Below are 25,780 nucleotides of genomic sequence, written 5' to 3'. Positions count from 1 at the left end.
TGATGGATACCGTCTGGATGTGGGTAGGTTTCAATGTGTTTGTCTTGTGCTTACTGGCTCTCGACCTGGGTGTGTTGCACAAGGGCGACAAGCAGATAACGGTTCGTCATGCGCTATTGTTAAGCCTGGGTTATGTGGTGCTGGCGTTTATATTTGCCGGGGGCATCTTTGCTTTTATGGGGGAAACCTCGGGATACCAATTTTTAACCGGCTACCTCATCGAAAAAAGTCTTAGCGTCGATAACATCTTTGTCTTTGTGCTGATTTTTACCCATTTTGCTGTACCACCCCAATACCAGTACCGCGTGTTGTTCTGGGGTATCCTGGGCGCTTTAGTATTACGGGCAACCTTGATTCTGGTGGGCGCGGCAGTGATTGAGGCATTTCACTGGGTCATCTATATATTTGGCGCTTTCCTGATATTCACCGGCATTAAAATGTTGATAACGGTCGGGGAAGAACCCGACATCGAAAATAACCGCATCGTGACGTTTATGCGTCGACGTTTTCGCGTGACAGAAGCATTTGTCGGCAGCAAGTTTTTTGTTATCGAGAATGGTGTGCGTTATATGACACCGCTGTTCGTGGTGTTGATACTGGTGGAAATTACCGATGTCGTATTTGCCCTGGATTCGATTCCCGCGATCTTTGCCATCACTACCGATCCCTTTATCGTTTACACCTCAAACGTCTTTGCCATCCTGGGTTTGCGTGCACTTTATTTTGCCTTGGCCGGTGTCATCCATCGATTCCATTATCTTAAATACGGATTGTCGCTGGTGCTGGTCGTTGTCGGCGCGAAGATGGTGTTAAACGCCTGGTTTGGCACCAAGGTTATTCCTACCGAAGTGGCGTTGCTTATTACTGCACTGTTGGTGGGCGGGTCAATGTTATTTTCAATGTGGAAAACTCGCGGCATGCCATCTGAAGCTGCAGCGGAATCCGCCGGTAAATGGTGGGTGCCAGGCAGTCCAAGCAAGAAAGGTGGAGAGGGCGGCGACACCAAACAATAATGTCGCCACCCTGTGTTTGATTTATTTCAGATATCCGAGGTGTTTTTGCACCGTCTGCAGTATTGGTTTAAACACCTTGGGTGAACCCACTACAATATGGCCGGTGTCCATGTAGGTTTGTCCACCGTTAAAATCGCTGACCAAACCACCGGCTTCTTTTACCAGCAATACGCCGGCAGCAATATCCCACTCGTTTAAATTCATTTCCCAAAACGCGTCGAAACGACCGGCAGCAACATAAGCCAGATCCAGCGCGGCGGAACCGCAACGACGAATGCCTGCTGTTTGCCCGGCAATTTCCTGCACGCAAGATAAATAGGCTGAGATGTTATCGAATGCATAACCGCTAAAAGGAATACCAGTGCCGATCAACGCGCCCTCCAGAGTGCGGCGTGGTGAAACACGAAGTCGACGTCCATTTAACGACGCACCACGACCACGACTCGCGGTAAATTCTTCACGTTTCACCGGATCAAGCACAACGCCATGTTCAAGTTGGCCCTTGTATTTACAAGCAATGGAAATCGAGAAATGGGGAACGCCATGAATAAAATTGGTGGTGCCATCCAGCGGATCAATGATCCATTCGTAATCCGGATTTTTGCCTTGTTGGGTGCCACCCTCTTCACCGCGAATGGTATGGTCGGGATAGGCTTTACGCAGGTGGTAGATAATTTCTTTTTCAGCAGCCTTGTCGACTTCAGTAACAAAGTCGTTGCGACTTTTGGTTTCAACGGTGAGCAGGTCGACGCGTTCAAATGAGCGTTCAATCAATTCAGCAGCTTTACGCGCAGCGCGCAGAGCAATGTTCAGCATGGGTTCCATGAGAGCACCAATCAACAAGGTTGTGAGGGAAGATGTAAAAGAGCAGGGGCCGCAGGTCGTCCGGGGATGACGCCTCTCGCCAGAGGGCGCGGAGTATACCAGCCGCTCTTTGCGTGCTCCAGTGTTAATTAGCGGTATGCTTTTCCTCTCTAATGTACAGCGTGATTTACTTGAGGGGTTTCCGGTAACAGGGCGGGAGACCATCAGCGGCATGGATGCCGCTGTTGAGCCTCCAGGGACGGATTCACGGCGTGTCTCCCGCCCTGTTACCGGAAACCCACCCTACAACCCACCCTCCGGTACAGCCCGACAACAGTTTTTGTTACACTGCGCGCCCTTTAACCAACCCACCCGTTATTGAGAGTTGCCCATGTCCGTCGATCCTTTTTCCAATATCCGTATCGTCCTGGTGAATACCACCCATCCCGGCAATATCGGCGGCACAGCACGGGCGATGAAGAATATGGGGCTCAAGAACCTGTATCTGGTTGAGCCTAAAGAGTTTCCATCAGACAAAGCCGTGTGGCGTTCGGCGGGTGCGACCGATGTGCTGGATAACGCTGTGGTGGTGGAGACGCTGGATGAAGCGATAGCCGGTTGCGGATTGGTGGTGGGCACCAGTGCGCGCGAGCGGCGGATTCCCTGGCCGTTACTGGACCCGCGCGAATGCGGTGAAAGTGTGTGGCAGGAGGCGGGTCAACATCAGGTGGCGGTGGTCTTCGGGCGCGAGGATCGCGGCCTCACCAATGAAGAGCTGCATAAATGTAATTACCACGTACATATCCCAGCCAACCCGGAATACAGTTCACTGAACCTGGCGACGGCGGTCCAGGTTGTCTGTTACGAAATTCGTATGGCTTACCTGATGGTGGCAGAAGGTAAAACCCTGGCGCAGCATCAGTGGGATATGCCGCCCGCTACGGCCGAATCACTGGATGCCTACTACACGCATCTGGAAGAAACGCTGGTATCGCTCGGGTTCCTTGACCCCGAAAACCCCAAACAAACCATGACCCGACTGCGTCGCTTGTACAACCGGGTGCGCCTGGATCAAATGGAGCTCAATATCCTGCGTGGTGTGCTGACATCCATGCAAAATTACATCTTTTATACCAACAAGAAACTTGACCAGACCAAACCGGATGGTGTGGACGATCCGCAGACGTCGGATGTGTGATTGATTTTTCCTATCACGCGGCGCAGGCAAATACAGATTGGAAAATGGGGAATACTTGAGTAAAATGCTCGGTTAATTGCACCGGGTAAATCGCAGCTTATAACAATCCCCCATGTTTGAGGGGTAAGCGCGGTTGGCTCTCCAACCTGATGATGAGCGGATACTGCTATGAGACTGACGACCAAAGGCCGCTATGCGGTGACGGCGATGCTGGATCTTGCGCTTCACAGCGAGCAGGGGCCGGTGAGCCTTGCTGATATCTCGGCCCGCCAGGGCATCTCCTTATCTTACCTGGAGCAACTTTTTGCCAAATTGCGTCGTTTCAAATTGGTCCGCAGTGTACGCGGCCCCGGCGGTGGTTACTGTCTAGTGGGCTGCACGACTGACATTTCTATTGCGCAGGTGGTCGATGCGGTGAGTGAGTCGCTGGATGCTACCCGCTGTGAAGGCAAAGGCAATTGTCAGGATGGCGAAGTCTGTCTTACTCACCACCTGTGGCAGGATCTCAGCGTGCAAATCCATCATTTTCTGGATGGTATTTCCCTCGCTGATCTGGTGGCACGGGGCGATATCCAGCAGGTGCGCCAGCGGCAGGACGACCGTTTGCAGCAGGTTAAACCCTTATATGATGCCGAGCGTCATATTGCATGCAGTGAAATTCTCTAATTAATTTGCCGATGTTGAGCCGTCAGAGCGTGAAACCCATTCCTGAATCCAGCCCGTTACGCAAGCCCATTTATCTGGACTATGCCGCGACGACGCCGGTGGCGCCGGAGGTGGCGGAGGCGATGATGACCTGTATGACGCTCACCGGTAACTTTGCCAACCCGGCGTCTCGCTCCCATGTGTATGGCTGGCAAGCGGAAGAGGCTGTTGAGGATGCTCGTGGGCAAGTCGCGGCGCTGCTTCATGCCGACCCCCGCGAGATCGTCTGGACCAGTGGGGCAACCGAAGCCAACAATCTGGCGTTGAAGGGCGCGGCTGCTCGTTATCGCGAAGAGCATCCTGAAGGTGGCCATATCATTGTATCGGCCATTGAGCACAAAGCTGTGCTTGATCCCGCCCAGTGGCTGGAGCAGCAAGGTTTTCAGGTAACGCGTTTGCAACCGGATGAGTACGGTCGTATTCACAGCTCAACACTGCGTGACGCGCTACGCGATGACACCTTTCTGGTGAGCATCATGCACGTCAACAATGAGCTGGGCACAGTCAACGATATCGCTGAGTTGGGTGCAATCTGCCGTACCCATACCCATGGCTGCCTGTTTCATGTGGATGCGGCGCAAAGTGCCGGAAAACTTGCGCTGGATGTGCGAGATCAGCCAGTAGATTTGCTGTCTCTGTCGGCCCACAAGATGTATGGCCCCAAAGGCGTCGGCGCGCTTTATATACGGCGTGATCCAGCGGTCAAGCTCGCCGCACAGATTCACGGCGGCGGGCATGAACGAGGTTATCGCTCGGGTACCCTGGCGACTCATCAATGCGTTGGTATGGGTAAAGCGGCTGAACTGGCCGCTGCACAGATAAGTGAAGAGCCCGCGCGCATTGCGACCTTGCGCGATCAATTATGGCAGGGCATTGCCAACTTACCGGGGGTGAAGTTGAACGGTCATCCCGAAGCGCGTGCTTGCGGACACCTGAATGTGGCATTTGCCGGTTGCGATGGTGAGATGCTATTGCTGTCATTGCGCGATCTGGCGGTATCGACTGGCTCCGCCTGTAACTCTGCAAGCATCGCACCCAGCTATGTCTTAAAAGCCATAGGTCTGGACGATGATCTGGCACATGCCTCAATACGTTTCAGCCTAGGGCGTTACACAACAACAGAAGAGGTGAGTTTTGCCGTTGAGCACATTCGTCAGGTCGTCAAACACTTGCAAAAACACTGAATTATTGCTGGCAAACGGGTCAGTTAATAAAAGACATTCAAAAAAGCCGGTGAGCACAACCGGTAATGACAAGAATATTGGTAACCGTTTTTAGTCGTAGTGAGTCGCAGAAAGACGACTCAAGATACTCCGGAAAAGCCGGAGCAAAGGTGAAGTCATGACTGAACAAGTTGAACATCTGATCAAGCGCGAATACGCCGCCGGATTCCACACAACGATTGATTCAGAGACCCTGCCGCCGGGCCTGAATGAAGAAGTTGTTCGCTTTATTTCGGCTCGCAAAAATGAACCGGAATGGCTGTTGGATTGGCGATTAAAAGCCTTCCGTGCCTGGCAGGAAATGGAAGAACCCACATGGGCTCATGTACATTATCCGCCCATTGATTTTCAGGCAGTGTCTTACTATTCCGCACCCAAAAGCATGGCGGATAAACCGAAAAGCCTGGACGAAGTTGATCCGGAATTATTGAAAACCTATGAAAAACTCGGCATCCCGCTGCACGAACAAGCAGTATTGGCCGGTGTGGCCATGGACGTGGTGTTTGATTCGGTATCGGTGGTGACTACCTTCCGTGAAAAACTGGAAGAAGCCGGCGTGTTGTTTTGTTCTATCAGTGAAGCGGTGCAGAAATATCCGGAGCTGATCAAGAAATATATCGGTTCCGTGGTGCCGCAAAAAGACAACTACTACGCTGCACTGAATTCGGCAGTGTTTTCTGACGGTTCCTTTGTGTACATCCCCAAAGGCGTGCGCTGTCCCATGGAGTTGTCGACATATTTTCGTATCAATGAACAAAATACCGGGCAGTTTGAGCGCACGTTAATTGTTGCTGATGAAGGCTCCTATGTCAGTTATCTGGAAGGTTGCACTGCGCCTATGCGCGATGAAAATCAATTGCACGCAGCGGTGGTAGAACTGGTTGCACTGGATAATGCAGAGATCAAATATTCCACCGTACAGAATTGGTACCCCGGCAACGAAGAAGGCAAGGGCGGCATCTACAACTTTGTGACCAAGCGCGGTGTGTGCCACACCAGTGCCAAGATTTCCTGGACCCAGGTGGAAACCGGTTCGGCGATTACCTGGAAGTATCCCAGTTGTGTGTTGCGTGGTGATAACAGCGTAGGTGAATTTTATTCGGTGGCGCTCACTAATAATTTTCAGCAGGCGGATACCGGTACCAAGATGATCCACATCGGTAAAAACACCCGCTCGACTATTATCTCCAAAGGTATTTCCGCCGGGCGCAGTTCCAATGCTTATCGCGGCTTGGTGCGGATGAATCCCGGTGCGGAAGGTGCGCGCAATTATACCCAGTGTGATTCACTGCTGATTGGCGATAAATGTGGCGCACATACGTTTCCGTACATTGAAAGTAAAAATCCCACAGCGGTAATTGAACACGAGGCGACCACCTCCAAGGTCAGTGAGGATCAACTGTTCCTGTGCCAACAACGCGGTCTCGATGCAGAAAAAGCGGTGTCTATGATCGTCAATGGTTTTTGTCGCGAAGTCTTCAAAGAGTTGCCGATGGAATTTGCGGTAGAGGCGGGTAAGTTACTTGAAGTCAGTCTGGAAGGTTCGGTTGGTTGATATCACAGCCAACAATATACCGAAACCTGTTTAACAATGAGTGGATTTGAATTTATGTTGCGTATCACCGATTTGCATGCCCGGGTTGAAGATAAAGAAATTCTGAAAGGCTTGAGTCTAACGGTAAAGCCGGGCGAAGTGCATGCCATTATGGGACCAAATGGTTCCGGTAAAAGCACCTTGGGTAATGTGTTGTCTGGCCGCCAGGGTTACGAGGTTACTAACGGCAGCGTCGAGTTCAACGGACAAAATTTATTTGATCTTGAAACTGAAGAGCGTGCGCGCGAAGGTTTGTTTCTGGCATTCCAGTATCCGGTAGAAATCCCCGGTGTCAGCAATATGGAGTTTTTGAAAGCAGCGGTTGATGCCAAGCGCAAGCATCAAGGTTTGCCCGAATTGTCAGCCGTGGAATTTATGAAACTCGCGCGGGAAACCAGCAAGCGTGTCAGTCTGGATCAGGCGTTTCTGAAACGCGGTGTGAACGAAGGCTTTTCCGGCGGTGAAAAAAAGCGTAACGAAATTTTGCAAATGATGTTGCTGGAGCCGCGCTTGTGCATCCTCGATGAAACAGACTCCGGCCTGGACATTGATGCCTTGCAGGTTGTGGCTAACGGTGTGAATGCCATGCGTAATGAAGAGCGCAGTTTTATTGTTGTGACTCACTACCAGCGCCTGCTGGATTACATTGTGCCGGATTACGTTCATGTATTGGCCGGTGGCCGTATCATTCGCTCCGGCGATAAAGAATTGGCGAAAGAACTGGAAGCAAAAGGTTACGGCTGGATTGAAAGCGAGGTGGCGTAATCAATGACTGACTTTCAACAAGACGCCGTGCGTTTGGCGGCACAGCAACAAAGTCCCGACTGGCTCGCCGGTTTGCGTCAACAGGCGGCAGAGGATTGGCTGCACGCGTCCTGGCCAACCCGCAAGACGGAGCATTGGAAATATACGCCGTTACTGGCTTTGCAAAAAGATGGTTTTAAACACTGGGCGCAACCCGCCGGTGATTGGCACAAGGCGGTTGAATTTATTGAATTGGATGCAACCAGACTGGTGTTCGTCAATGGTGTCTTTGATGCAGCCAGTTCGAGCACGCTACCGGACGGCGTGGTTCATTTCCGCGATGCAACCGATGCTGCGCGCGCAGTCATTCAACAGCATCTGGGTAAAGTGGTTGATGCTGAGCGGCATCTGTTTGCCACACTCAGCAATGCCTGGGTTGCCGATGGCGTACTGGTCCATGTACCGCGCAACCAGACACTCGAAAAACCAATTTATATTGTCCATGTTTCAACGCCGGGTGTTGAACCGGCTATTGCTAACCAGCGTGTGCTGGTTGTATTGGATGAAAGCGCCCGCGCAGAAGTTATCGAGCATTATGTATCGACGGATGCTACACAAAACGGTTTTGTTAACAGCCTCAGTGAAATTGTTGTGGGCGACAATGCGGAGTTGCAGCATTATCGTTTGAATCTCGAAGAAGAAAACCTGCTTCACTTGGGTGGCGTGCATGTGAATTTGCTGCGCAACGCTCGTCTGCGTGGATTCACCCTTGCACAGGGGAGCCGTTTGAAGCGCATTGATTATCAGGTTAATCACCGGGGTGCGGGTGCGGATCTGAATTTGCAAGGTATTTACCTGCCGCGCAATAACCAAATGGTGGATTACCACACCAATGTGCAGCACTGCGTACCCCATTGCACCACCAGCGAAATCTTTCGCGGCATTATTGCGGACTCTGCGCACGCTGTTTTTAATGGTCGGATTCACATTTTTCCGGATGCCCAGAAAACCCTGGCGGAGCTGAGTAATAAAAACTTGTTAACCTCGAACAAGGCCGAGGTTGATACCAAGCCGGAGCTCGAAATTTACGCGGACGATGTGAAGTGCGCCCACGGTGCGACGGTTAGCCAATTAAATGCCACGGCGCTGTATTACCTGCAAAGTCGCGGTGTATCGCGGCAGGAAGCGGAAGTCATGATGAGCTTTGGGTTTATCAATGAGTTATTGCAGGATATCGCGGAACCCGCCGTACAGGATTACCTGTTGCCTCGCCTGGCCCGTTTATTCGGACGCGATAGCGAACTTTTACAACATTTACACCATGACTGATATGACCAGCATTGCAACCCTCGGCTTTGATGTCGAACGCATACGCCAGGATTTTCCGATCCTGCATCAGCAGGTGAACGGTCACCCTTTGGTGTATCTGGATAATGCTGCAACCACGCAAAAACCCAATGCGGTGATTGACGCGATAGCTAACTATTACCGTGAAGACAACAGCAATGTACATCGCGGCGCACACACGCTGGCTGATCGTGCCACCGCAAAATTTGAAGCTGCGCGCATCACGGTAGCCAGGTTTATTAATGCTCCCGTCATTAACGGATCTGCCAAACAAATTTTGTGGACGCGCGGCACGACTGAAAGTATCAACCTGGTGGCGGCCAGTTGGGGGCGCAGCCAGTTAAACGCTGGTGACCGGGTGCTGGTTTCGGCGATGGAGCATCATTCCAACATCGTTCCCTGGCAGATGGTCGCGCAGGAAAAGGGTGCAACCGTTGAGCCGATTCCGGTGGATGCCAGTGGCACTCTGGATTTGCAAGCCTTTGCCGCCATGCTCGATGAGCGGGTCAAGATGGTGTCGGTTGGCCAGGTATCCAACGCCCTGGGCACCATTAATCCGGTCGAAGATATCATTCGTCTTGCTCACGCTGTGGGTGCAAAGGTGCTGGTTGATGGTGCCCAGGCGGTCAGCCATTGGCCGGTGGATGTGCAGGCGCTGGATTGCGATTTTTATGCATTCTCCGCCCATAAAGTTTTCGGGCCGACGGGTTTGGGTGTGCTTTACGGCAAGCTGGATCTTCTTGAATCCATGCCTCCTTACCAGGGCGGCGGTGAGATGATCGAAACGGTCAGCTTTGCCTGCACAACCTACAACCAGTTGCCCTATAAATTTGAAGCAGGTACGCCGGATATTTCTGGTGCTATCGGCTTGGCTGCCGCCATCGATTATCTGAATCAGCTGGACCGGCGCGCCGCAGCGGCTCATGAGCAAGCACTGCTTCGTTACGCAGAAGAAAAAGCGCGTGCTACTGACGGTATTCGATTGGTAGGCACGGCAGGAAACAAAACCAGTGTGATGAGTTTTTTGCTGGAGGGTGCGCATCCCCATGATTTGGGAATGCTACTCGATAAACAAGGTGTGGCTGTACGCACTGGCAACCACTGCGCTCAGCCCTTGATGGATCAATTCGGTATTCCGGGCACCGTGCGCGCCAGTTTCAGTTTCTATAACACCTTTGCCGAGGTGGATCGTCTTTTTGCCGCCTTGGACAAAGCCAAAACCTTCTTACTTTAAGGCTTTCGGGAGCTCATGATGACAGTTGAATCCTTCGATCCCGTGCAACAGGCCGTGTCGGTCACCCCAACGGCGGTGGAGCACTTTAAGCGTCAATTGGTCGGTCACAAAGAGGCGCGGGCAGTTCGCCTGAGTGTCAAACAAAGTGGTTGTACCGGTTTTATGTATGTTATCGACCTGGTGCCCGAAGGGCAGGCGGATGATCTGCATTATGCGTTGGCTGAGGGCGTGGAGCTGCTGGTCGATAAAGACAGTTTGGCAGTGGTCAGCGGTACACAGATTGATTTTGTTACCGAGGGCGTGAATCGCCAGCTGAAATTCCTCAACCCCAATGCCAGGGATTACTGCGGTTGTGGCGAAAGTTTTAACGTGAATTGATGTGACGGGTCTTTGAGTTACGGGTCTTTGAATTACGAGTCTTTGAATTATGGTAGCTACAGAAAGACGTGTTGTCGTCACCCAGGAAGACTGTCCCGCGCGCCGGGTGCCGGACGGTACGCCTATTACGATCCCCAAAGACACCTTTGTCACCATCACCCAGTCCCTGGGCGGTAATTACACGCTGACCTATCACGGCCAGATGGTACGGGTCGATGGTAGCGATGCGGCGGCTCTGGGTTTACCTGCCGAGACCCTCAGTTTTCCAGCTCCGGTCGATGATCGCATTCATGAAGAGCAGGTCTGGCAAGCTTTGGGAACCGTTTATGATCCTGAGATTCCGGTGGATCTGGTTAATCTCGGGCTTATCTATGGTGTGGATATTGATCAGCAAGCCAGGAGGGTCAATATCCGCATGACACTGACGGCACCGGCTTGTGGTATGGGGCCGGTGTTGGTGGGAGATGTGGAATACCGCGTTCGCAAAGTCCCTAATGTCGCGTCGGTGAAGGTTGACCTGGTCTTCGATCCACCCTGGCGTCGCGACATGATGAGCGAAGAGGCTCAGCTCGAAACGGGGATGTTTTTTTAATCAGGAAGGGTGTGGCGCTTCCTTTTAATTCCCTGCATAGCCTGGAGCATAGCGGTGGAATTTACCTCATTGGATTTCCTTTCATGACGCAGTTTGGCATTGATATCAGCGCCGATGACATTATCGATACCCTCGGTTTCTTTGACTCCTGGGAGGATCGTTATAAATACATTATTGATTTAGGTAAGGAGCTACCCCCCCTGGCGGAGGAGCATCGGACCGAAGTCAACCTGGTGCGCGGCTGTCAGAGTCAGGTTTGGCTGATCAGCGAGTTGCGCGATGGTCGTTTGTTTTTTGCGGCGGACAGCGATGCGTTTATCGTCAAGGGCTTGTTGGGCGTCGTGCTGGCGGCCTATAACGGCAAAACACCGGGTGAGATCCTCGCCTTTGACATTGAAGCCTATTTTAACGCCCTGAACCTGTTGCAACATCTAAGCGCGACCCGCGGCAACGGGTTGCGTGCGATGGTGAAGCGCATCCAGGACACAGCCGCCGCCTGTTGACAGGTGTTTGCTACTGCTGTGGGGCTCATGCTTGCGGCTTTTCACACAATCGCGACAATCCCGATTTCACCGGGTTTTCCCGTATAAAAAGTCCCCCGATCCGCGTATAATTCGCCGATTTTTCTATTTCCCCGGGGCCTATCGCCGGATTGCGCGATGGCCAAAGTTAATTGTTAAACAGGATTGGAGTCTCGCATGGCTGTAGAACAGACGTTGTCCATCGTTAAACCGGATGCCGTGGGCAAGAATCATATTGGCGAAATCTTCGCGCGTTTTGAAAAAGCTGGTCTCAAAATTGTGGCACTTAAGATGCTGCATCTGAGCCGTGAAGAAGCTGAGGGCTTTTATGCTGAGCACAAAGGACGTCCTTTTTTTGAGGGTCTGGTTAACTTCATGACGTCCGGTCCTGTGTGTGTCCAGGTATTGTCAGGCGAGAATGCGATTGCGTTGAATCGTGAGCTGATGGGGGCTACAGATCCGCAGAAAGCAGCACCTGGCACTATCCGTGCTGACTTTGCCACTGCCATTGATACCAACGCCGTACATGGCTCCGACTCTCCCACATCCGCTGCGCGTGAGATTGCCTATTTCTTCAGCAATGTTGAAATCTTCGCACGCTAAGGTTATCCAATCGTAAACAGCCTCACAGGTAGCATCATGGTCACTTCGTCAGACATTCTTCCCGACAATACCGCGCCCGATGGCGCTGTCGCCGTGGAGTCGGCTGCGTCAACCGCCAAGGTCAACCTGCTGGGGCTACCCGAAGCCAAACTGGTGGCTTTTTTTGAGAGCCTGGGTGAAAAACGTTTTCGCGCGGTACAGGTGATGAAGTGGATTCACCAGTTAGGCGCTGACAATTTCGAAGACATGACCAACGTCAGCAAAGAGTTGCGTCGCAAGTTACAGGATGTAGCAGAGATTCGTCTGCCGGAGGTTGTGAAACAACTGGATTCTGCTGACGGCACGCGTAAATTTCTGATCCGCGTCAGCGGCGGAAATGTTATCGAAACGGTTTATATTCCCGAAGGGGATCGCGGTACCTTATGTGTTTCATCCCAGGTTGGCTGCTCGCTGGATTGCAGTTTTTGTGCAACAGGAAAGCAGGGTTTTAACCGCGATCTGACGGCGGCAGAGATTATCGGCCAGGTGTGGATTGCAGCAAAATCCTTCGGGCAATTGCAGGCCAATGCCCAGCGTAGCGTGACCAACGTTGTGTTGATGGGCATGGGCGAGCCCTTGTTAAATTTTGATAACGTTGTCGATGCCATGAATTTGATGATGCATGACAACTGTTACGGAATCTCCAAGCGCCGTGTGACCTTAAGTACATCCGGTGTTGTGCCGGCACTTGATCGGTTGAGCCAGTATACCGATGCTTGTCTGGCAATTTCCTTACACGCACCTAACGACGAGCTGCGTAACGAATTGGTGCCGATCAATAAAAAATACCCTATCGCCATGCTGCTGGATTCTGCCAAGCGCTATATCCAGGCCATGCCGGACACGCACCGTAAAATCACGATCGAATACACATTGATCGATCAGGTTAACGATCGACCACATCATGCGCATCAGTTGGCTGAATTGCTGCGCGATGTACCAGTCAAAATCAATTTGATTCCGTTTAATCCTTTCAACCTGTCCAATTACAAGCGGGTCAGCAATAATGCCTTGCGCCGTTTCCAGGACATCCTGATGGAAGCCGGCTATATTACGACGGTACGCACAACCCGCGGTGATGATATCGACGCGGCCTGCGGACAACTCGCGGGAGCCATCAACGACATCACCAAACGCAGCGAGCGCTACCGCGCACGTTTTGATGAAGCTCAACCGGTAAAAATAATCGCACAATAATTGCAGGTTGAATCGTAGACTGGAGAAAACAATGCAACACAACTTGATGTTTGCCATCGTCACACGTCTATTGGTCCTGATGAGTATTCTGATGTTATCTGCCTGTGTCACCGAGATGGAAGGGCGCAGGGTTTCCAGTGTTGATGAAGAAAAAGCATTGGAGTTGCACATAAAATTAGCGTCCGGCTATGTGCAAAAGAAAAATCGGGAATCGGCTCGGCATCACCTGAAAAAAGCGTTTGAAATTGATAAAAATTCTACCGGTGCTTCCGCTGTGTTAGCGCGCTTATATGAATTAGAGGGCGAGCCCAAACTGGCCGAAGAACAATATCGCCGCGTTCTGCGGCAGGACAACAGTTTTACTGAAGCACGTAACTATTTTGGTCTGTTTCTCTACCGTGCAAAACGTTATGAAGAAGCCTTCGAGCAATTTGAAATAGCGGGTGAAGATCTTGCTTACACAGATCGCGCTGAGGTGTTGGTCAATGTCGGGCGAACGGCAGCCAAGCTGGGTAATACAGCACGAGCGGAAAGCGCTTTCGCTCATGCCAATTTGTTGAACAACAAATTGGCGGCACCTTACATCGAACTGGCGGAACTTAATTTCCAAAAGAAAGAGTACGCGGAATCCAAACGTTTTCTTGATCAATATGCCATCCTGCGCAATCACACGGCGCGCAGTTTATTACTCGGTATTCGGATTGAGCGTATCTTCGGTAATAAAGACAAAGAGGCCAGCTATGCCTTGTTGCTGAAAAACCGTTATCCCTATTCCAAAGAGTATCTGGAATATAAACAGACGATGAGTTATTGAGCTGCCAATGACTGAATTTGAACAAGCCACAGACGACGTTCCAAATACGCCGGTATCGCCGGGTACCATGTTGCTGCAAGCGCGTGAGCGCGCGGGTATAACGCAGGAACAGGTCGCGCGCGAGTTGCATATTACGGTAACCAAGGTGAAGTCCATCGAGAGCGATGATTACCTTCGTTTAAATACCGATACGTTTATTCGCGGTTATCTGCGGGCATATGCCAATTTTCTTAAGATCGACAGCGCACCGATTATTGTTGCCTATCAGCAACATGCCGCCGCGCAGGGCTTGGTGACTGAACCTCAGTACCCGATCAGCAAAGAAGCGCCCACGAGAAAATTATGGGTGTTCGTGTCTTTGCTTATTCTGTTGCTCGCCGGCTTATGGCTGATTTCTGTCTGGTTTTTTGATAACCAGGTGGAGCGTCCGGTCGTGGTACCCCCGGCTGTAGTTCCATCGGCTGTGGTTCCGTCAGCTTCAGTGCCGCAGACCGCTACGCCGGTTCAACCGGTAGCTGAATCCGTTGAAGAGCGAACATCTGCGGTAGATGCCGCACCCGGCAGCGTTGAGGGTGCTGATGCGGCAGAAACAACGACAACAGACGAGCCCGCCGTTGAAGAAGCACCAGAGGAAGCGGCATCCGTTGTTGCGCCAACAGAGCGCACCCTGGATCGGTTAGAGCTGAGCTTTGCCGAAGAATGTTGGCTTGAGGTGAGTGATGCACAAGGCGATGTACTGGCTACTGAGTTGCAGCGGCCGGGCAGCAGTGTTTCGCTATTGGGAGTAGCACCATTCAGTGTAAAACTTGGCAACGCGCCAGCAGTGAGGGTGACGCTCAACGGCGATGAAGTAGCGATTAACCCATCGGCCGGAACCAAGGTAATGACCATTAGTGTAGGTGAGTAGCATGATGTTATTGCAGTCTGTACGCGGTGATCGATATGCATTGTGAGTCGCCAATAAAACGTCGCAAGTCGCGGCAAATCATGGTGGGTAATGTACCTGTGGGTGGCGATGCGCCCATTTCTGTGCAAAGTATGACCAACACAGAAACCACGGATGTCGCTGCTACGGTGGAGCAGATAAATCGCATTCAAAAAGCCGGCGCTGATATCGTGCGCGTCTCAGTGCCGTCGATGGAAGCCGCCGAAGCATTTGGTGAAATTCGTAAGCAAGTGAACATTCCGCTGGTGGCGGATATTCACTTCGACTATCGCATTGCCCTGCGGGTGGCAGATCTGGGTGTGGATTGTTTGCGCATTAATCCCGGCAACATCGGCCGCGAGAAACGTATTCGTGCTGTTGTCGACAAGGCGCGTGATATGAATATTCCCATTCGTATCGGTGTTAACGCGGGTTCACTGGAAAAAGACCTGCAAAAAAAATACGGCGAACCCACACCGGAAGCCTTGGTTGAATCGGCAATGCGCCATGTGGATATTCTTGATCAGCTGAATTTTTACGATTTTAAAGTTAGCGTAAAGGCCTCCGATGTATTCATGGCGGTGGCTGCTTATCGTCAATTGGCAACGCGTATTGATCAACCCTTGCATCTCGGTATTACCGAAGCCGGTGGTTTGCGCTCCGGCACGGTGAAGTCTGCGGTGGGACTCGGCGCGCTGCTGATGGATGGTATCGGTGATACTATCCGCATTTCTCTGGCTGCTGATCCGGTAGAAGAAATCAAGGTCGGTTGGGATCTACTCAAAAGCCTCAAGTTACGCAGTAAGGGCGTTAACTTTATCGCCTGTCCCAGTTGTTCAAGACAAAATTTTGATGTGATCAAAACCATGAACGAGCTTGAGCAACGTGTGGAGGATATTACGGTGCCGCTTGATGTCGCGGTTATCGGGTGCGTGGTTAATGGCCCAGGCGAAGCTAAAGAAGCTGATCTCGGCTTGGCGGGCGGTACACCGAATAATTTGATTTATATCGATGGCGAGCCGAACCAGAAGTTGGGTAATGAAACCCTGGTTGATGATCTTGAGCGACTGATTCGCCAGAAAGCAGAAAAAAAACTCGCCCAAATGGCAGAAGACGAGCGCAATATTATCGCCCGCGCGTAAATACAGTTAATCCATTGCTGTGGACACCATTAGCAATGCGGCAAGACTTTAAGGAACAACCTTGAAAAAGATCCAGGCAATTCGCGGCATGAATGATCTGCTGCCCAGTGATTCACCCTACTGGCAATACGTAGAGAGCACGCTCGCCGATATCCTGCAATGCTACGGCTATCAGGAAATTCGTTTTCCTATTCTGGAATCCACTGATTTATTCAAACGCTCTATCGGTGAAGTGACCGACATTGTTGAAAAGGAAATGTATACCTTCGATGATCGCAACGGCGACAGTGTCACCTTGCGGCCCGAGGGTACAGCGTCTTGCGTTCGTGCCTGTGAAGAACACGGTCTGCTTTACAACCAGACTCAACGCCTGTGGTACATGGGGCCGATGTTTCGTTACGAGCGGCCACAAAAAGGTCGCTATCGCCAATTCCATCAGTGTGGTGTTGAAGCCTTTGGCATGACAGGGCCCGACATTGACGCGGAGATTTTATTGCTCAGCGCAAGAATTTTGCGTGAACTTGGCGTCGAAGAACTAGTCACACTACAGCTGAATTCGCTGGGTGATACGGCATCGCGCAATGCATATAAAGCAGCATTGGTGACGTATCTGGAAGCGCGCCGTGATCAGCTGGACCCGGATAGTCAACGTCGCTTGAGCACGAATCCCTTGCGTATCCTCGATAGCAAAGAGCCAGCTACCCAGGCGTTATTGGATGATGCGCCGGTATTGCTGGATTATCTTGATGAGGACTCCAGGGCACATTTTGAACAGCTCAAACATTTGCTGGATGCCAACGGCGTGCAATATCAGGTAAACCCTCGTCTGGTGCGTGGGTTGGATTATTACGGAAAAACGGCTTTCGAATGGGTCACTGACAAGCTGGGAGCCCAAAGTACCGTATGTGCTGGTGGGCGTTACGATAGTCTTGTTGAGCAATTGGGTGGTAAGCCAACGCCCGCTGTTGGATTCGGTATAGGTCTTGAGCGGCTGGTGTTATTGTTGCAGGCCGCTGAATGTATGCCGGAGGGGCTGGAGCAGCAGGCTGATATTTATGTCGTCGCCATGGGTGATGTGCAGATAGAGGCCCTGCAATTGTCCGAGCGAATTCGTGACGAGTTACCCTACCTGCGAGTTATTAACCACTGTGGCGGTGGCAGTTTGAAAAGCCAAATGAAAAAAGCCGATAAAAGTACAGCGGATATCGCGCTGATCCTCGGTGAGGATGAAGTTAAAACAGGTAAGTTGGCCGTTAAATATCTGCGTCAGGAGCAACCTCAGGTGTTGCTGTCGCAGGATGAGGTGATACAGCTTTTGCAGTCATTGGTCTGATGATACCAATACTGCACTGAATATTTTCTATTTCCACAATAACAACGCTATTGATCATTACAGGAGCCGATTGTGAGCGTACATTTATCCGAAGAAGAACAACTGGAAGCCATGAAACGTTGGTGGAAGGAGTATGGCAAGACCATCATCATCAGTGCGGTGGTGGCAGTCGGTGCCTATTTTGCCTGGAACGCCTGGCAAGATCAGCAACGCAATAAAGCAGAAGCGGCATCGGCAACCTATGAAGAATTATTGGAAGTAGTGTCTGTTGATCCTGGCCAAACCCTGAGTGATGCCGAGCGTTCTACCGCTGAGCATTTGGCTGCTGAGTTAAAAGCAGGCGATAGCACCAGCCTCTATGCCCACAACGCGGCTTTTTTCCTGGCAAAGATTGCGGTTACACAAGGTGATCTGGATAAAGCGGTTACCGAATTACGTTGGGTTTTATCGCAGAAACCTGATCTGGCGACCGAACAATTAGCGAATTTGCGTCTGGCCCGCGTTCTGTTGGCCCAGCAAAACTATGATGAGGCTTTGACGCTGGTACAGACACCGCCCACAACCGGATTCGCATCCGAGTATGCGGAAGTTCATGGCGATGTATTGAAGGCCAAGGGTGATCTTGATGCGGCCCGTACTGCCTATGAGAAAGCGCTTTCCTCGACTACGCCGCAGCAACAGGAACGTTCCATGGTGCTGCAAATGAAACTTGATGATTTGAAGCAACCCACCGCCAGCATCGTTTCTTCCACAGCGACCCCTGAGGAGACCGCTGAATGAGAGATGTAAACGGGTCAATCCGGTGCTTGAACGGGGCGTTACTGTTGTGCGTCATTCTGTTATCCGGCTGTTCGTTATTCAGTAAGAAAACCGGTAACGAACCGATGGAGCTGGTGGACTTTGACGCGACCGTTAAAGTTAAAAAAGTGTGGCAGCGCGATGTGGGTGCAGGGCAGGGCGAAGGCTTTACCCGTTTGACACCGGCCATTGACGGTGACGTTATTTATAGCGTCGATCGTAAAGGGCGCGTTACCGCACTGGATCGTTTGACCGGTAAGAAATTCTGGCAGCGCAAGACGAAGGAAAACATTAGCGGCGGCATCGGTGCTGAATCAGGCATGTTGTTTATCGGTAATCAGGGCGGTGAATTGATCGCATTGTCCAATACTGATGGCAGCGAAGTCTGGCGCAAGCAGTTGAGCGGTGAAATTCTTTCCGTTCCGCGTAGCAACGGTGACGTGGTTGCTGTTCAAACCATGAATGGTCGCCTCTATGCCTTGAATGCCAGGACAGGTGATGAATTGTGGTTTTACGAAAATCCGCCACCGGTATTGATCTTGCGCGGAACGCCATCTCCCATTGTCACTGATACCGCCATTTATGCCGGTTTTTCCAATGGACGCCTCATGTCGTTTAACCCGCAGAACGGCTTGATTCTGTGGGAGCAGCGTATTGCTATTCCCCAGGGGCGCTCAGAGTTGGAGCGTATGATTGATATCCATGCTTCACCCATACTGCGCGAAGGTATTCTATACGCTGCTGCGTTCCAGGGACGTGTGACGGCATTAGCGCGTGGAACCGGTAGCGCTATCTGGGCCCAGGACGCCTCTACCAGCGAAGACATTGCGCTGTCAGATAACCTGTTGTTCCTTTCCCAGGCTGATGGCAAAGTCACGGCTTACAACGCGGCGAGCGGTGAAGTTGTTTGGAATAATGAGCAAATGCTGCGGCGCGCGCTGAACGGTCCCCAGGTTTTCGGTGATTATGTGGCGGCGGTAGACTTCAAAGGTTACTTGCACGTAATGCGCCAGGCGGACGGTGAGTTTGTTGCTCGTGCTCGCGTAGATCGCAAAGGTGCACGGGCTACTATGTTGACTGACGGTAATATCCTGTATGTCTACGGCAATCGCGGGAAATTAATTGCTTATGAAGCGGTAGAAAAGAAATAACTTTTCTCTCTCAGCGTTTCGCGCGCTACAATCAGCCAGTGAACGACGTCGCCGTTGTTCACTGGCTGATGTCTTTAAACTTTCGCAATTGACGCGCCTATGGCGACATGCATTTGCGACATCTTATCTTCCGTTAAACCATCGAAAATCCCGTTATGATCCCAGTGATTGCGCTTGTTGGTCGCCCGAATGTGGGCAAATCCACCCTGTTTAACCGATTAACCCGCTCCCGGGATGCGTTGGTAGCTAACTACGCCGGTCTTACCCGCGACCGGAAGTATGGCGAGGGCAGTATCGAGGGCCGGCGTTTCATTGTGATTGATACCGGCGGCATCAGTGGGGAGGAAGAAGGCATCGACAGTGCGATGGCGGGACAATCGCTGCTCGCGATTCAGGAAGCCGACATCGTGTTATTTATGCTGGACAGCCGCGATGGCTTGACGTCCGCTGACCATATGATTGCCAAGCATTTGCGGGTCAACAACAAAAAAACATTTCTGATCGCCAATAAAATTGATGGCATGGACCCGGATGTTGCATTGGCGCCGTTTTATGAGTTGGGGTTGGGAGAGATTCATCCGACGACAGCCACCCACGGGCGTGGGGTTAAATCCATGATGGAAGCTGTTCTGGCCGATATTCCCGAGACGCTGGAAGACGCGGTTGAAGATGTCGCGACAGGCATCAAGATTGCCATTGTCGGCCGGCCGAATGTGGGTAAATCCACCCTGGTTAACCGCATGTTGGGAGAAGAGCGGGTTGTGGTATATGACCAGCCGGGCACGACGCGCGACAGCATTTACATCAATTATGAACGTTTCGATAAACCCTACACCCTGATTGATACTGCCGGTGTGCGGCGGCGAAAAAATGTCGCCTTGTCGGTGGAAAAATTTTCCATTGTTAAAACCATGCAGGCGATCAGTGATGCCAATGTCGTTGTATTGGTGATGGATGCCAGCGAAGGTGTAGTGGATCAGGATCTACATTTAATGGGTAGCGTTATTGATGCCGGTCGTGCGCTGGTAATTGCCCTGAATAAGTGGGATGGACTTGAGGATTCTCACAAGCAATATGTCAAAAATGAACTGGAGCGCCGTTTGCGTTTCGTTGATTTTGCGAATATCCATTTTATCTCCGCCTTGCACGGCACGGGTGTCGGTAATTTATATAAATCCATCGAGCAGGCTTTCCACGCGGCCACGGATAAATTTTCTACCAACTTCCTGACACGTATTCTGGAAGATGCGGTGCGCGAACATCAGCCGCCGATTGTTGCCGGCCGCCGTATTAAACTGCGATATGCGCATCCCGGTGGACACAATCCGCCGATCATCGTTATCCACGGTAACCAGACGGGGGAAGTTCCGGCACATTACGTGCGCTACCTCGAAAAAACCTATCGGCGTGTCCTTAATTTGCATGGAACGCCGATCCGTATTGAATTCAGGACCAGTGAGAATCCCTTTGCGGGTAAGAAAAATGAGCTAACGACTCGCCAATACGCCAAGAAGCGTCGTTTAATGGAACACGCTACCAAAAAGAAAAAGTAACTCAGCAATTTTTTACGCTTTGCTCGTTGACTGAGCTATGTAAACTTCTGTGAATGCCCTCTGATGAGGGCATTTTTCATCTATAGTTTGGCTATTGATAGTTTGGCTATCCCTCACTTATTTACCCACGTGTCACATTGAACCATGAATAATCTAGCGGTGATTATCATTTGCCTGGCTATCGGGCTGGTGTTGCAGCGCCTGCGTCGATGGCCGGAAGGCGCGGCGGCCACGTTAAATTTGTATGTCATTTACGTTGCGCTGCCGGCGCTGGTGTTAGCTGAAATTCCCCGCCTGACACTGGATCGCCACGCGTTGCTTCCTGTGGTTTTTGCCTGGGTCATTATGGCGGTGACGGCGGCGGTTACCTGGATAACTGCCCGTTTGCTTAACTGGTCGCGCGGTGTAACGGGCGTATTGATGCTAACCATACCACTGGGCAACACAGGCTTTCTCGGCTTGCCACTGATTGAAGCATTGCTGGGTTCGCAAGCTATGCCGTACGCGATCCTCTACGATCAGTTTGGAACCTTTTTGGCTTTGAATACTTACGGTATTTTGCTGGCCGCTTATTATTCCGGGGGCAGTGTCACAGTATCGCGATTATTCAAGACAATCGTCAGCTTTCCGCCGTTTATTGCACTCCTCCTTGCCTTTGCTACCTTGTGGCTGGATTATCCCGTGTGGTTGTCCCATGCATTTGAGCGAATCTCGTCTACACTAGTACCAGTGGTGATGGTGGCGGTGGGCTTGCAATTCCGCTTACGCTTGGAACGGGAATACCTGGCTCCGATAGGGCTGGGATTATTCTATATGCTGGGGCTTACCCCGCTGCTTGCGATGTTAATTCTTTGGGTGTTTGACATCAGTGGTCCTGCGGCAAATGTCATCATCTTGCAGGCTGCCATGCCGGCGATGATTTCTGCCGGTGTGCTGGCGATGTCTTATAACCTGTTGCCCCGCTTGGCGGCCAGCCTGGTGGGGTATAGTTTATTGTTGTCTTTGTTTACTGTCTGGTTGTGGCGTAACCTTTTGGTATAAGCCTTTACAACCGCATCCTGTCTTCTTGTCATGGAATGGAGGAGCGATGTTGCGAGATTCGTCAAAGTCGTCTTCAAATGTGAATAATAATCTCGGCAGTCACTACGATCCCCTGGAGGCTGATGCTTACACCTTGCATCTGGCGAAGGTCAATGACACGCGGCACGTCATTGCCAGCGATGATATCTACAACAGTCAGGGTTTATTGCTGGTTAAAAAAGGCGCTCCCATTACCGCCATGGCGACCCGCGCCATCGTTAACATCAAATTGCTTCACCCTATCGAAAAATGCATCACCATCAACGATGAAATCGATGGTGCGCAGCTGCAAAAAGATTTCATTGCAGTTATGCATGAAGATGACATTCTGCAATCTATTCACGATCGCTATAACCTCAACATCCTGCTTCATGACCAGTGTCTGAGTTATCAAAGCTATCCGTTGTTGCGACAAAAAATAACGGTGCTGGCCGAGCGTATGCCGGAGGCTTATAGCCGTTCATTGTATTGCGCCTGGTTAGCCATGTTGATCGCCAAAGAAATGCGGCTACCCGGGCAGGATATAAACGCGGTATTTCTGGGCGCTTTGGCTCACGACATCGGTATGTTGCATATCAACCCTGAAATCCTGAATAAATCATCGGCACTGACGGCGGAAGAGTGGCGGCAAATCCAGGCGCATGTGGTGATCGGGCAAAAAATCCTGGCGAGTATCGACGGATTGCCTGCGCAGGTGAATCTTGCGGTACTGGAGCACCATGAGCGTTGTGATGGTACGGGCTATCCGACGGGTAAAGTGGAGAGTGAGCTGTCGCTATTGGGGCAAATTATTGCACTGGCCGACAGCGTGATTGCAGTTTATCACAATCGCTTTAAACCTCACGGCCGCAGCTGGCGCGATGTGATTCCCGTTATTCAAATGAACAACCAGGCTTATTTCTATCGCAATTACGAGGTATTGGTCACCATCTTGCGGCGCAGCGAATTACCGCAACTCGGTGTTGTAGTTGGCGATGAAATGCCGGACTTTATTGAAAAATTTATTCAACAGCAAGCCGACATGAAATCGCGTTTTAAGCGGTTTGAAAAATTGTTGCTGTCATTCGGTTTTACCCACGGCGATCGCAAACTGCATGCACTGCAGAATGTTTTTTTTCATATTGCTACGGCGATCAATGGTTCAGGAATATTCCAGGACAACTATGCAGAATGGCTGGAGCAAGTGAAGCAGCAATGCCAAACAAAAGCGTACCGTGAAGTCGAAGATGCGTATTTGATGTTGGAAGAGGTCAGCTTTCACTTGCAACGTTTAAGCCGCATGATCCAGATTTATGCGGCATCGGGTAACTGCAAGGACAAAACAGTCCAACTGGCGCTGGAGGCGGAGATCAACACAAAGGAGTCCCCAGCTAGCTCGACCGATGTGCAGGAAACGCACATCGACGAGAAGCGTGACGACCGGGAAATCGTTATTATTGAATAGCGCAATTTCAGAGCGAATTTAACGGCGCCAGCGCAAGCACGTTAATTTTTCAGAGGCTCACTGGGATTTGTTGTGCCAGAAAGGCTGCCCGATGGTTGGCGTACTTGGACTGGCCGTTTGGCGTTTCTGCATCAGCCCGGCATGAAAGGCTTTGCGTCCGGCATCAATCGCATCTGCGAAGGCTTCAGCCATTAGCGGTGGGTTATGGGCTTTGGCAACGGCGGTGTTCAATAAAATGCCATCAAAACCCATCTCCATAGCCTCGGTTGCCTGTGACGGCGCGCCCAGGCCCGCATCAATAATCATGGGTACATCAGTGATTCGTTCACGCAGCATGCGTAAGTTGTAACGATTCAACAAGCCTTGGCCAGTGCCGATAGGCGCGCCCCAAGGCATCAGAACTTCGCATCCCACATCAAGCAAACGTTTGCACAGAATCAAATCATCGGTGCAGTAGGGCAGGACTTTAAAACCTTTTTTTATCAATGTTTCAGCCGCTTCAACCAAGCCGAAAGGATCGGGTTGCAAGTTGTAATCATCCCCGATTACTTCCAGTTTTATCCAATCCGTAGTGAATAATTCGCGCGACATTTCTGCGAGCGTTACCGCTTCTTTCACCGATTTGCAGCCGGCGGTATTAGGCAATAATTTGCAACCGCTGTCCTGAATGTATTGCCAGATCGCATCCCCATCGCGGTTGGCCGGATTCTGCCGTCGCAAGCCTAGGGTGACGATTTCACTGCGGGATTTAACAATGGCATCGCGCATGATTTGCGGAGAAGCATAAAGCGCGGTTCCCAATAAAAAACGACTGGAAAATGTTTTGCCATACAGTGTCAGATCATCACGCATCTCAACCACCTCCCACAGGTTTGACAATATCAATTTCATCATGTGCTTGCAGACGATATTCGCTGTAAGAGGAGCGGGGTACAAATTCGCCGTTGATGGCTACAGCAATTTTGCTGTCTGCAAAACCCCAGGCAACAATGGCATCACTGAGTAATGTATTTTCAGCAATTTCGGTAAGTGTATTGTTTAAACTGAGTTGAATCATAAAAAATTAACGCGCTGTCAGGATGGATTGAAAAGGTTTCTCGGATGTATCTTGAATGCAAGCCACTATGTAGCTGACCACAGCTGGTGCCAAAAGAAATCCATGGCGAAATAAACCGTTCGCGCACATTAGACCGGGCTGACTATCAACCTTTGGCATATTGTCCATAAAAGCAGGACGCAGATTCACACCAAGCTCCAGGATTCTCGCTTCGGCAAATGCCGGTGAAAGTGTGTAAAGCGCGCTACTTAATTCCAGTGATGACTGCAGGGTCACCGGCGAGCGATCTTCGCTTTCAATCTGCGTCGCACCGATCACAAAGCGATGATCCGGTTTGGGCACGATGTAAAGTTGGTAACGCGGGTGCATCAAGCGTACCGGGCGCTGCAAGGTGATTTCCCGGGTTTCAACATGCAGCGTTTCACCGCGAACCCCGCGCAGTTGATTGGCTGGGTTTTTAGCGCCCATGCCGCGACAATCAATCACCAGATCGTAAGTTCTTTGGTCTGTTTTTGTGGTGATGGTGTGCGCACTGACTGTGACAGGGCAGTGCTCAATACATTCACCGCCGGACGTGCGGATTTCATTCAGCAATACATCCAGCAGCTGGCGATTGTCGATATGCCCTTCGTCTTCCAGCAACAAGCCGTTGTGAAATCCCTCGTGTAAATCCGGCTCCAGCTGACGAATCTCTTCGCGCGTAACCCAGCGGTAGCCGACCGGTTTCTGCAAAACAAAATGCAACTCCTGCGCAAATTGTTGCAGTTCGCTGACATCCTGCGGATGAGCAACCACCAGGCTGCCGCGTTGTGAAAACAAGGGGGTTAGCGACGGGTGATGTAGTTCGCTGAGCCACTGCGGCCATTGCCGCAACGCGAACAGCCCCATTTCATAAACAGCGTATTCAGATACAACGGCTTCGCTCAATGGCGAAATCATACCGGCAGCGGTGAAGGCAGCAGCCGGGGAGGGTGACAATGCACCGGCTTCATAGAGCGTTACGCGTGCACCGGCACGCAACAAACGCCAGGCCAGTAGGCGCCCGAGTAGGCCGGCCCCGGCAATGGCAATGGAATTGGGTTGTTTGCTGTTCACAAGGTCTCGATAAGAGTACGAATGACAAGAGTGATCAGATGGCGGAGCGGGAAGGGAGCAAAGCAACACCTTGTTCCCTCCGCAGGTATCAACCTGATCAGGTTCAACGGGTTCGGCCGTACCGATCTCAGCCTCCGTATGTTCACAATGAACACCGAGGCGCCCCGACAAGCGCGTTCAATATACTTGGGTGATG

At 51.3% G+C, this 25,780-nt stretch carries 26 protein-coding genes and 1 riboswitch; of the genes, 22 read left to right on the top strand and 4 right to left on the bottom strand.

Features of this window, described 5'->3' with window-relative positions; genetic code table 11:
• Positions 1–2 precede the first annotated feature (2 nt).
• Entirely contained in the window at positions 3–1,013 is a 1,011-nt protein-coding gene (locus tag CBR65_RS05640; protein ID WP_087465952.1) for a TerC family protein, read from the top strand.
• Between the two features lie 21 nt (positions 1,014–1,034).
• Here the strand turns inward: CBR65_RS05640 and CBR65_RS05635 are convergent, their stop codons facing one another.
• Positions 1,035–1,838 carry an inositol monophosphatase family protein gene (locus CBR65_RS05635; RefSeq protein ID WP_087465951.1) on the bottom strand — a complete coding sequence of 268 codons (804 nt, stop codon included), beginning with the start codon at positions 1,836–1,838 and terminating at the stop codon, positions 1,035–1,037.
• A gap of 370 nt (positions 1,839–2,208) precedes the next feature.
• Between CBR65_RS05635 and trmJ the strand changes: the two genes are divergently transcribed.
• The 21 genes from trmJ (at position 2,209) to CBR65_RS05530 (ending at position 23,432) form a co-directional block, all read left to right on the top strand.
• Positions 2,209–3,015 (top strand): tRNA (cytosine(32)/uridine(32)-2'-O)-methyltransferase TrmJ, encoded by an 807-nt coding sequence (trmJ, locus tag CBR65_RS05630; RefSeq protein ID WP_087465950.1) that lies wholly within the window; start codon positions 2,209–2,211, stop codon positions 3,013–3,015.
• 168 nt (positions 3,016–3,183) lie between these two features.
• Positions 3,184–3,681: a Fe-S cluster assembly transcriptional regulator IscR gene (gene iscR, locus CBR65_RS05625; protein WP_087465949.1), complete on the top strand. Its 498-nt coding sequence runs from the start codon at positions 3,184–3,186 to the stop codon at positions 3,679–3,681.
• A gap of 29 nt (positions 3,682–3,710) precedes the next feature.
• Complete coding sequence (locus CBR65_RS05620; RefSeq protein WP_232461364.1) at positions 3,711–4,904, top strand: IscS subfamily cysteine desulfurase; 1,194 nt, start codon at positions 3,711–3,713, stop codon at positions 4,902–4,904.
• 157 nt (positions 4,905–5,061) lie between these two features.
• The gene (sufB, locus tag CBR65_RS05615) at positions 5,062–6,498 is read left to right on the top strand and encodes a Fe-S cluster assembly protein SufB (protein WP_087465947.1); all 1,437 of its coding nucleotides are present in this window, start codon (positions 5,062–5,064) and stop codon (positions 6,496–6,498) included.
• Between the two features lie 54 nt (positions 6,499–6,552).
• Positions 6,553–7,302, top strand: a complete 750-nt coding sequence (gene sufC / locus CBR65_RS05610) for a Fe-S cluster assembly ATPase SufC (protein ID WP_087465946.1) — start codon at positions 6,553–6,555, stop codon at positions 7,300–7,302.
• A 3-nt stretch (positions 7,303–7,305) separates the two neighbouring features.
• Positions 7,306–8,610 carry a Fe-S cluster assembly protein SufD gene (gene sufD, locus CBR65_RS05605; protein WP_087465945.1) on the top strand — a complete coding sequence of 435 codons (1,305 nt, stop codon included), beginning with the start codon at positions 7,306–7,308 and terminating at the stop codon, positions 8,608–8,610.
• The gene (locus CBR65_RS05600; protein WP_198300879.1) at positions 8,603–9,862 is read left to right on the top strand and encodes an aminotransferase class V-fold PLP-dependent enzyme; all 1,260 of its coding nucleotides are present in this window, start codon (positions 8,603–8,605) and stop codon (positions 9,860–9,862) included. The genes sufD and CBR65_RS05600 overlap by 8 nt, the downstream gene beginning before the upstream one ends.
• Before the next feature lie 18 nt (positions 9,863–9,880).
• Positions 9,881–10,240 (top strand): iron-sulfur cluster assembly accessory protein, encoded by a 360-nt coding sequence (locus CBR65_RS05595; RefSeq protein ID WP_087465943.1) that lies wholly within the window; start codon positions 9,881–9,883, stop codon positions 10,238–10,240.
• A 49-nt stretch (positions 10,241–10,289) separates the two neighbouring features.
• Positions 10,290–10,832, top strand: a complete 543-nt coding sequence (gene sufT / locus CBR65_RS05590; RefSeq protein ID WP_087465942.1) for a putative Fe-S cluster assembly protein SufT — start codon at positions 10,290–10,292, stop codon at positions 10,830–10,832.
• Between the two features lie 83 nt (positions 10,833–10,915).
• A complete protein-coding gene (locus CBR65_RS05585) occupies positions 10,916–11,335 on the top strand; it encodes a SufE family protein (protein WP_087468938.1) in 420 nt (139 codons plus the stop codon).
• Positions 11,336–11,530: 195 nt separating this feature from the next.
• Positions 11,531–11,956 carry a nucleoside-diphosphate kinase gene (ndk, locus tag CBR65_RS05580; RefSeq protein WP_087465941.1) on the top strand — a complete coding sequence of 142 codons (426 nt, stop codon included), beginning with the start codon at positions 11,531–11,533 and terminating at the stop codon, positions 11,954–11,956.
• Between the two features lie 36 nt (positions 11,957–11,992).
• Positions 11,993–13,192 carry a 23S rRNA (adenine(2503)-C(2))-methyltransferase RlmN gene (gene rlmN / locus CBR65_RS05575; RefSeq protein ID WP_087465940.1) on the top strand — a complete coding sequence of 400 codons (1,200 nt, stop codon included), beginning with the start codon at positions 11,993–11,995 and terminating at the stop codon, positions 13,190–13,192.
• Between the two features lie 31 nt (positions 13,193–13,223).
• Positions 13,224–14,006: a type IV pilus biogenesis/stability protein PilW gene (gene pilW, locus CBR65_RS05570; RefSeq protein WP_087465939.1), complete on the top strand. Its 783-nt coding sequence runs from the start codon at positions 13,224–13,226 to the stop codon at positions 14,004–14,006.
• Between the two features lie 7 nt (positions 14,007–14,013).
• Positions 14,014–14,913 (top strand): helix-turn-helix domain-containing protein, encoded by a 900-nt coding sequence (locus CBR65_RS05565; protein ID WP_087465938.1) that lies wholly within the window; start codon positions 14,014–14,016, stop codon positions 14,911–14,913.
• 35 nt (positions 14,914–14,948) lie between these two features.
• Positions 14,949–16,073, top strand: a complete 1,125-nt coding sequence (gene ispG / locus CBR65_RS05560) for a flavodoxin-dependent (E)-4-hydroxy-3-methylbut-2-enyl-diphosphate synthase (RefSeq protein WP_087465937.1) — start codon at positions 14,949–14,951, stop codon at positions 16,071–16,073.
• A 61-nt stretch (positions 16,074–16,134) separates the two neighbouring features.
• On the top strand, positions 16,135–17,406 hold the full coding sequence (gene hisS, locus CBR65_RS05555) for a histidine--tRNA ligase (protein WP_087465936.1): 1,272 nt from the start codon (positions 16,135–16,137) through the stop codon (positions 17,404–17,406).
• 72 nt (positions 17,407–17,478) lie between these two features.
• Entirely contained in the window at positions 17,479–18,186 is a 708-nt protein-coding gene (locus tag CBR65_RS05550) for a tetratricopeptide repeat protein (RefSeq protein WP_087465935.1), read from the top strand.
• Positions 18,183–19,355: an outer membrane protein assembly factor BamB gene (gene bamB / locus CBR65_RS05545; RefSeq protein ID WP_087465934.1), complete on the top strand. Its 1,173-nt coding sequence runs from the start codon at positions 18,183–18,185 to the stop codon at positions 19,353–19,355. The genes CBR65_RS05550 and bamB overlap by 4 nt, the downstream gene beginning before the upstream one ends.
• Positions 19,356–19,510: 155 nt before the next feature.
• Positions 19,511–20,908, top strand: a complete 1,398-nt coding sequence (der, locus tag CBR65_RS05540) for a ribosome biogenesis GTPase Der (RefSeq protein ID WP_087465933.1) — start codon at positions 19,511–19,513, stop codon at positions 20,906–20,908.
• A 144-nt stretch (positions 20,909–21,052) separates the two neighbouring features.
• On the top strand, positions 21,053–21,949 hold the full coding sequence (locus CBR65_RS05535; RefSeq protein ID WP_087465932.1) for an AEC family transporter: 897 nt from the start codon (positions 21,053–21,055) through the stop codon (positions 21,947–21,949).
• Positions 21,950–21,995: 46 nt separating this feature from the next.
• On the top strand, positions 21,996–23,432 hold the full coding sequence (locus CBR65_RS05530) for an HD-GYP domain-containing protein (RefSeq protein ID WP_087465931.1): 1,437 nt from the start codon (positions 21,996–21,998) through the stop codon (positions 23,430–23,432).
• A gap of 57 nt (positions 23,433–23,489) precedes the next feature.
• Here CBR65_RS05530 and CBR65_RS05525 read toward each other — a convergent pair whose 3' ends face one another.
• The 3 genes from CBR65_RS05525 to thiO are packed head-to-tail and all read right to left on the bottom strand — an operon-like array spanning position 23,490 to position 25,584.
• Complete coding sequence (locus CBR65_RS05525) at positions 23,490–24,284, bottom strand: thiazole synthase (RefSeq protein ID WP_087465930.1); 795 nt, start codon at positions 24,282–24,284, stop codon at positions 23,490–23,492.
• 1 nt (position 24,285) lies between these two features.
• Positions 24,286–24,489, bottom strand: coding sequence for a sulfur carrier protein ThiS (gene thiS, locus CBR65_RS05520; RefSeq protein WP_087465929.1), 204 nt, complete (start codon positions 24,487–24,489; stop codon positions 24,286–24,288).
• Between the two features lie 6 nt (positions 24,490–24,495).
• Positions 24,496–25,584 (bottom strand): glycine oxidase ThiO, encoded by a 1,089-nt coding sequence (gene thiO, locus CBR65_RS05515; RefSeq protein ID WP_198300878.1) that lies wholly within the window; start codon positions 25,582–25,584, stop codon positions 24,496–24,498.
• A gap of 57 nt (positions 25,585–25,641) precedes the next feature.
• A riboswitch (TPP riboswitch) is annotated at positions 25,642–25,761 on the bottom strand.
• Positions 25,762–25,780: the final 19 nt, after the last annotated feature.

The sequence above is a fragment of the Cellvibrio sp. PSBB006 genome (assembly GCF_002162135.1).
GTDB lineage: Bacteria > Pseudomonadota > Gammaproteobacteria > Pseudomonadales > Cellvibrionaceae > Cellvibrio.
This window is presented reverse-complemented; position numbering and strand designations above follow the sequence as displayed.

What these genes read in the sequence shown, in the direction of transcription:
- CBR65_RS05585 (WP_087468938.1), top strand. Translation starts at nt 10,916, where the DNA reads ATGACGCAGTTTGGCATTGATATCAGCGCCGATGACATTATCGATACC.
- CBR65_RS05535 (WP_087465932.1), top strand. Translation starts at nt 21,053, where the DNA reads ATGAATAATCTAGCGGTGATTATCATTTGCCTGGCTATCGGGCTGGTG.
- sufT (WP_087465942.1), top strand. Translation starts at nt 10,290, where the DNA reads ATGGTAGCTACAGAAAGACGTGTTGTCGTCACCCAGGAAGACTGTCCC.
- pilW (WP_087465939.1), top strand. Translation starts at nt 13,224, where the DNA reads ATGCAACACAACTTGATGTTTGCCATCGTCACACGTCTATTGGTCCTG.
- rlmN (WP_087465940.1), top strand. Translation starts at nt 11,993, where the DNA reads ATGGTCACTTCGTCAGACATTCTTCCCGACAATACCGCGCCCGATGGC.
- CBR65_RS05565 (WP_087465938.1), top strand. Translation starts at nt 14,014, where the DNA reads ATGACTGAATTTGAACAAGCCACAGACGACGTTCCAAATACGCCGGTA.
- bamB (WP_087465934.1), top strand. Translation starts at nt 18,183, where the DNA reads ATGAGAGATGTAAACGGGTCAATCCGGTGCTTGAACGGGGCGTTACTG.
- iscR (WP_087465949.1), top strand. Translation starts at nt 3,184, where the DNA reads ATGAGACTGACGACCAAAGGCCGCTATGCGGTGACGGCGATGCTGGAT.
- CBR65_RS05600 (WP_198300879.1), top strand. Translation starts at nt 8,603, where the DNA reads ATGACTGATATGACCAGCATTGCAACCCTCGGCTTTGATGTCGAACGC.
- CBR65_RS05640 (WP_087465952.1), top strand. Translation starts at nt 3, where the DNA reads ATGGATACCGTCTGGATGTGGGTAGGTTTCAATGTGTTTGTCTTGTGC.
- sufB (WP_087465947.1), top strand. Translation starts at nt 5,062, where the DNA reads ATGACTGAACAAGTTGAACATCTGATCAAGCGCGAATACGCCGCCGGA.
- sufD (WP_087465945.1), top strand. Translation starts at nt 7,306, where the DNA reads ATGACTGACTTTCAACAAGACGCCGTGCGTTTGGCGGCACAGCAACAA.
- CBR65_RS05530 (WP_087465931.1), top strand. Translation starts at nt 21,996, where the DNA reads ATGTTGCGAGATTCGTCAAAGTCGTCTTCAAATGTGAATAATAATCTC.
- ndk (WP_087465941.1), top strand. Translation starts at nt 11,531, where the DNA reads ATGGCTGTAGAACAGACGTTGTCCATCGTTAAACCGGATGCCGTGGGC.
- CBR65_RS05525 (WP_087465930.1), bottom strand. Translation starts at nt 24,284, where the DNA reads ATGCGTGATGATCTGACACTGTATGGCAAAACATTTTCCAGTCGTTTT.
- sufC (WP_087465946.1), top strand. Translation starts at nt 6,553, where the DNA reads ATGTTGCGTATCACCGATTTGCATGCCCGGGTTGAAGATAAAGAAATT.
- der (WP_087465933.1), top strand. Translation starts at nt 19,511, where the DNA reads ATGATCCCAGTGATTGCGCTTGTTGGTCGCCCGAATGTGGGCAAATCC.
- ispG (WP_087465937.1), top strand. Translation starts at nt 14,949, where the DNA reads ATGCATTGTGAGTCGCCAATAAAACGTCGCAAGTCGCGGCAAATCATG.
- CBR65_RS05635 (WP_087465951.1), bottom strand. Translation starts at nt 1,838, where the DNA reads ATGGAACCCATGCTGAACATTGCTCTGCGCGCTGCGCGTAAAGCTGCT.
- thiS (WP_087465929.1), bottom strand. Translation starts at nt 24,489, where the DNA reads ATGATTCAACTCAGTTTAAACAATACACTTACCGAAATTGCTGAAAAT.
- trmJ (WP_087465950.1), top strand. Translation starts at nt 2,209, where the DNA reads ATGTCCGTCGATCCTTTTTCCAATATCCGTATCGTCCTGGTGAATACC.
- CBR65_RS05595 (WP_087465943.1), top strand. Translation starts at nt 9,881, where the DNA reads ATGACAGTTGAATCCTTCGATCCCGTGCAACAGGCCGTGTCGGTCACC.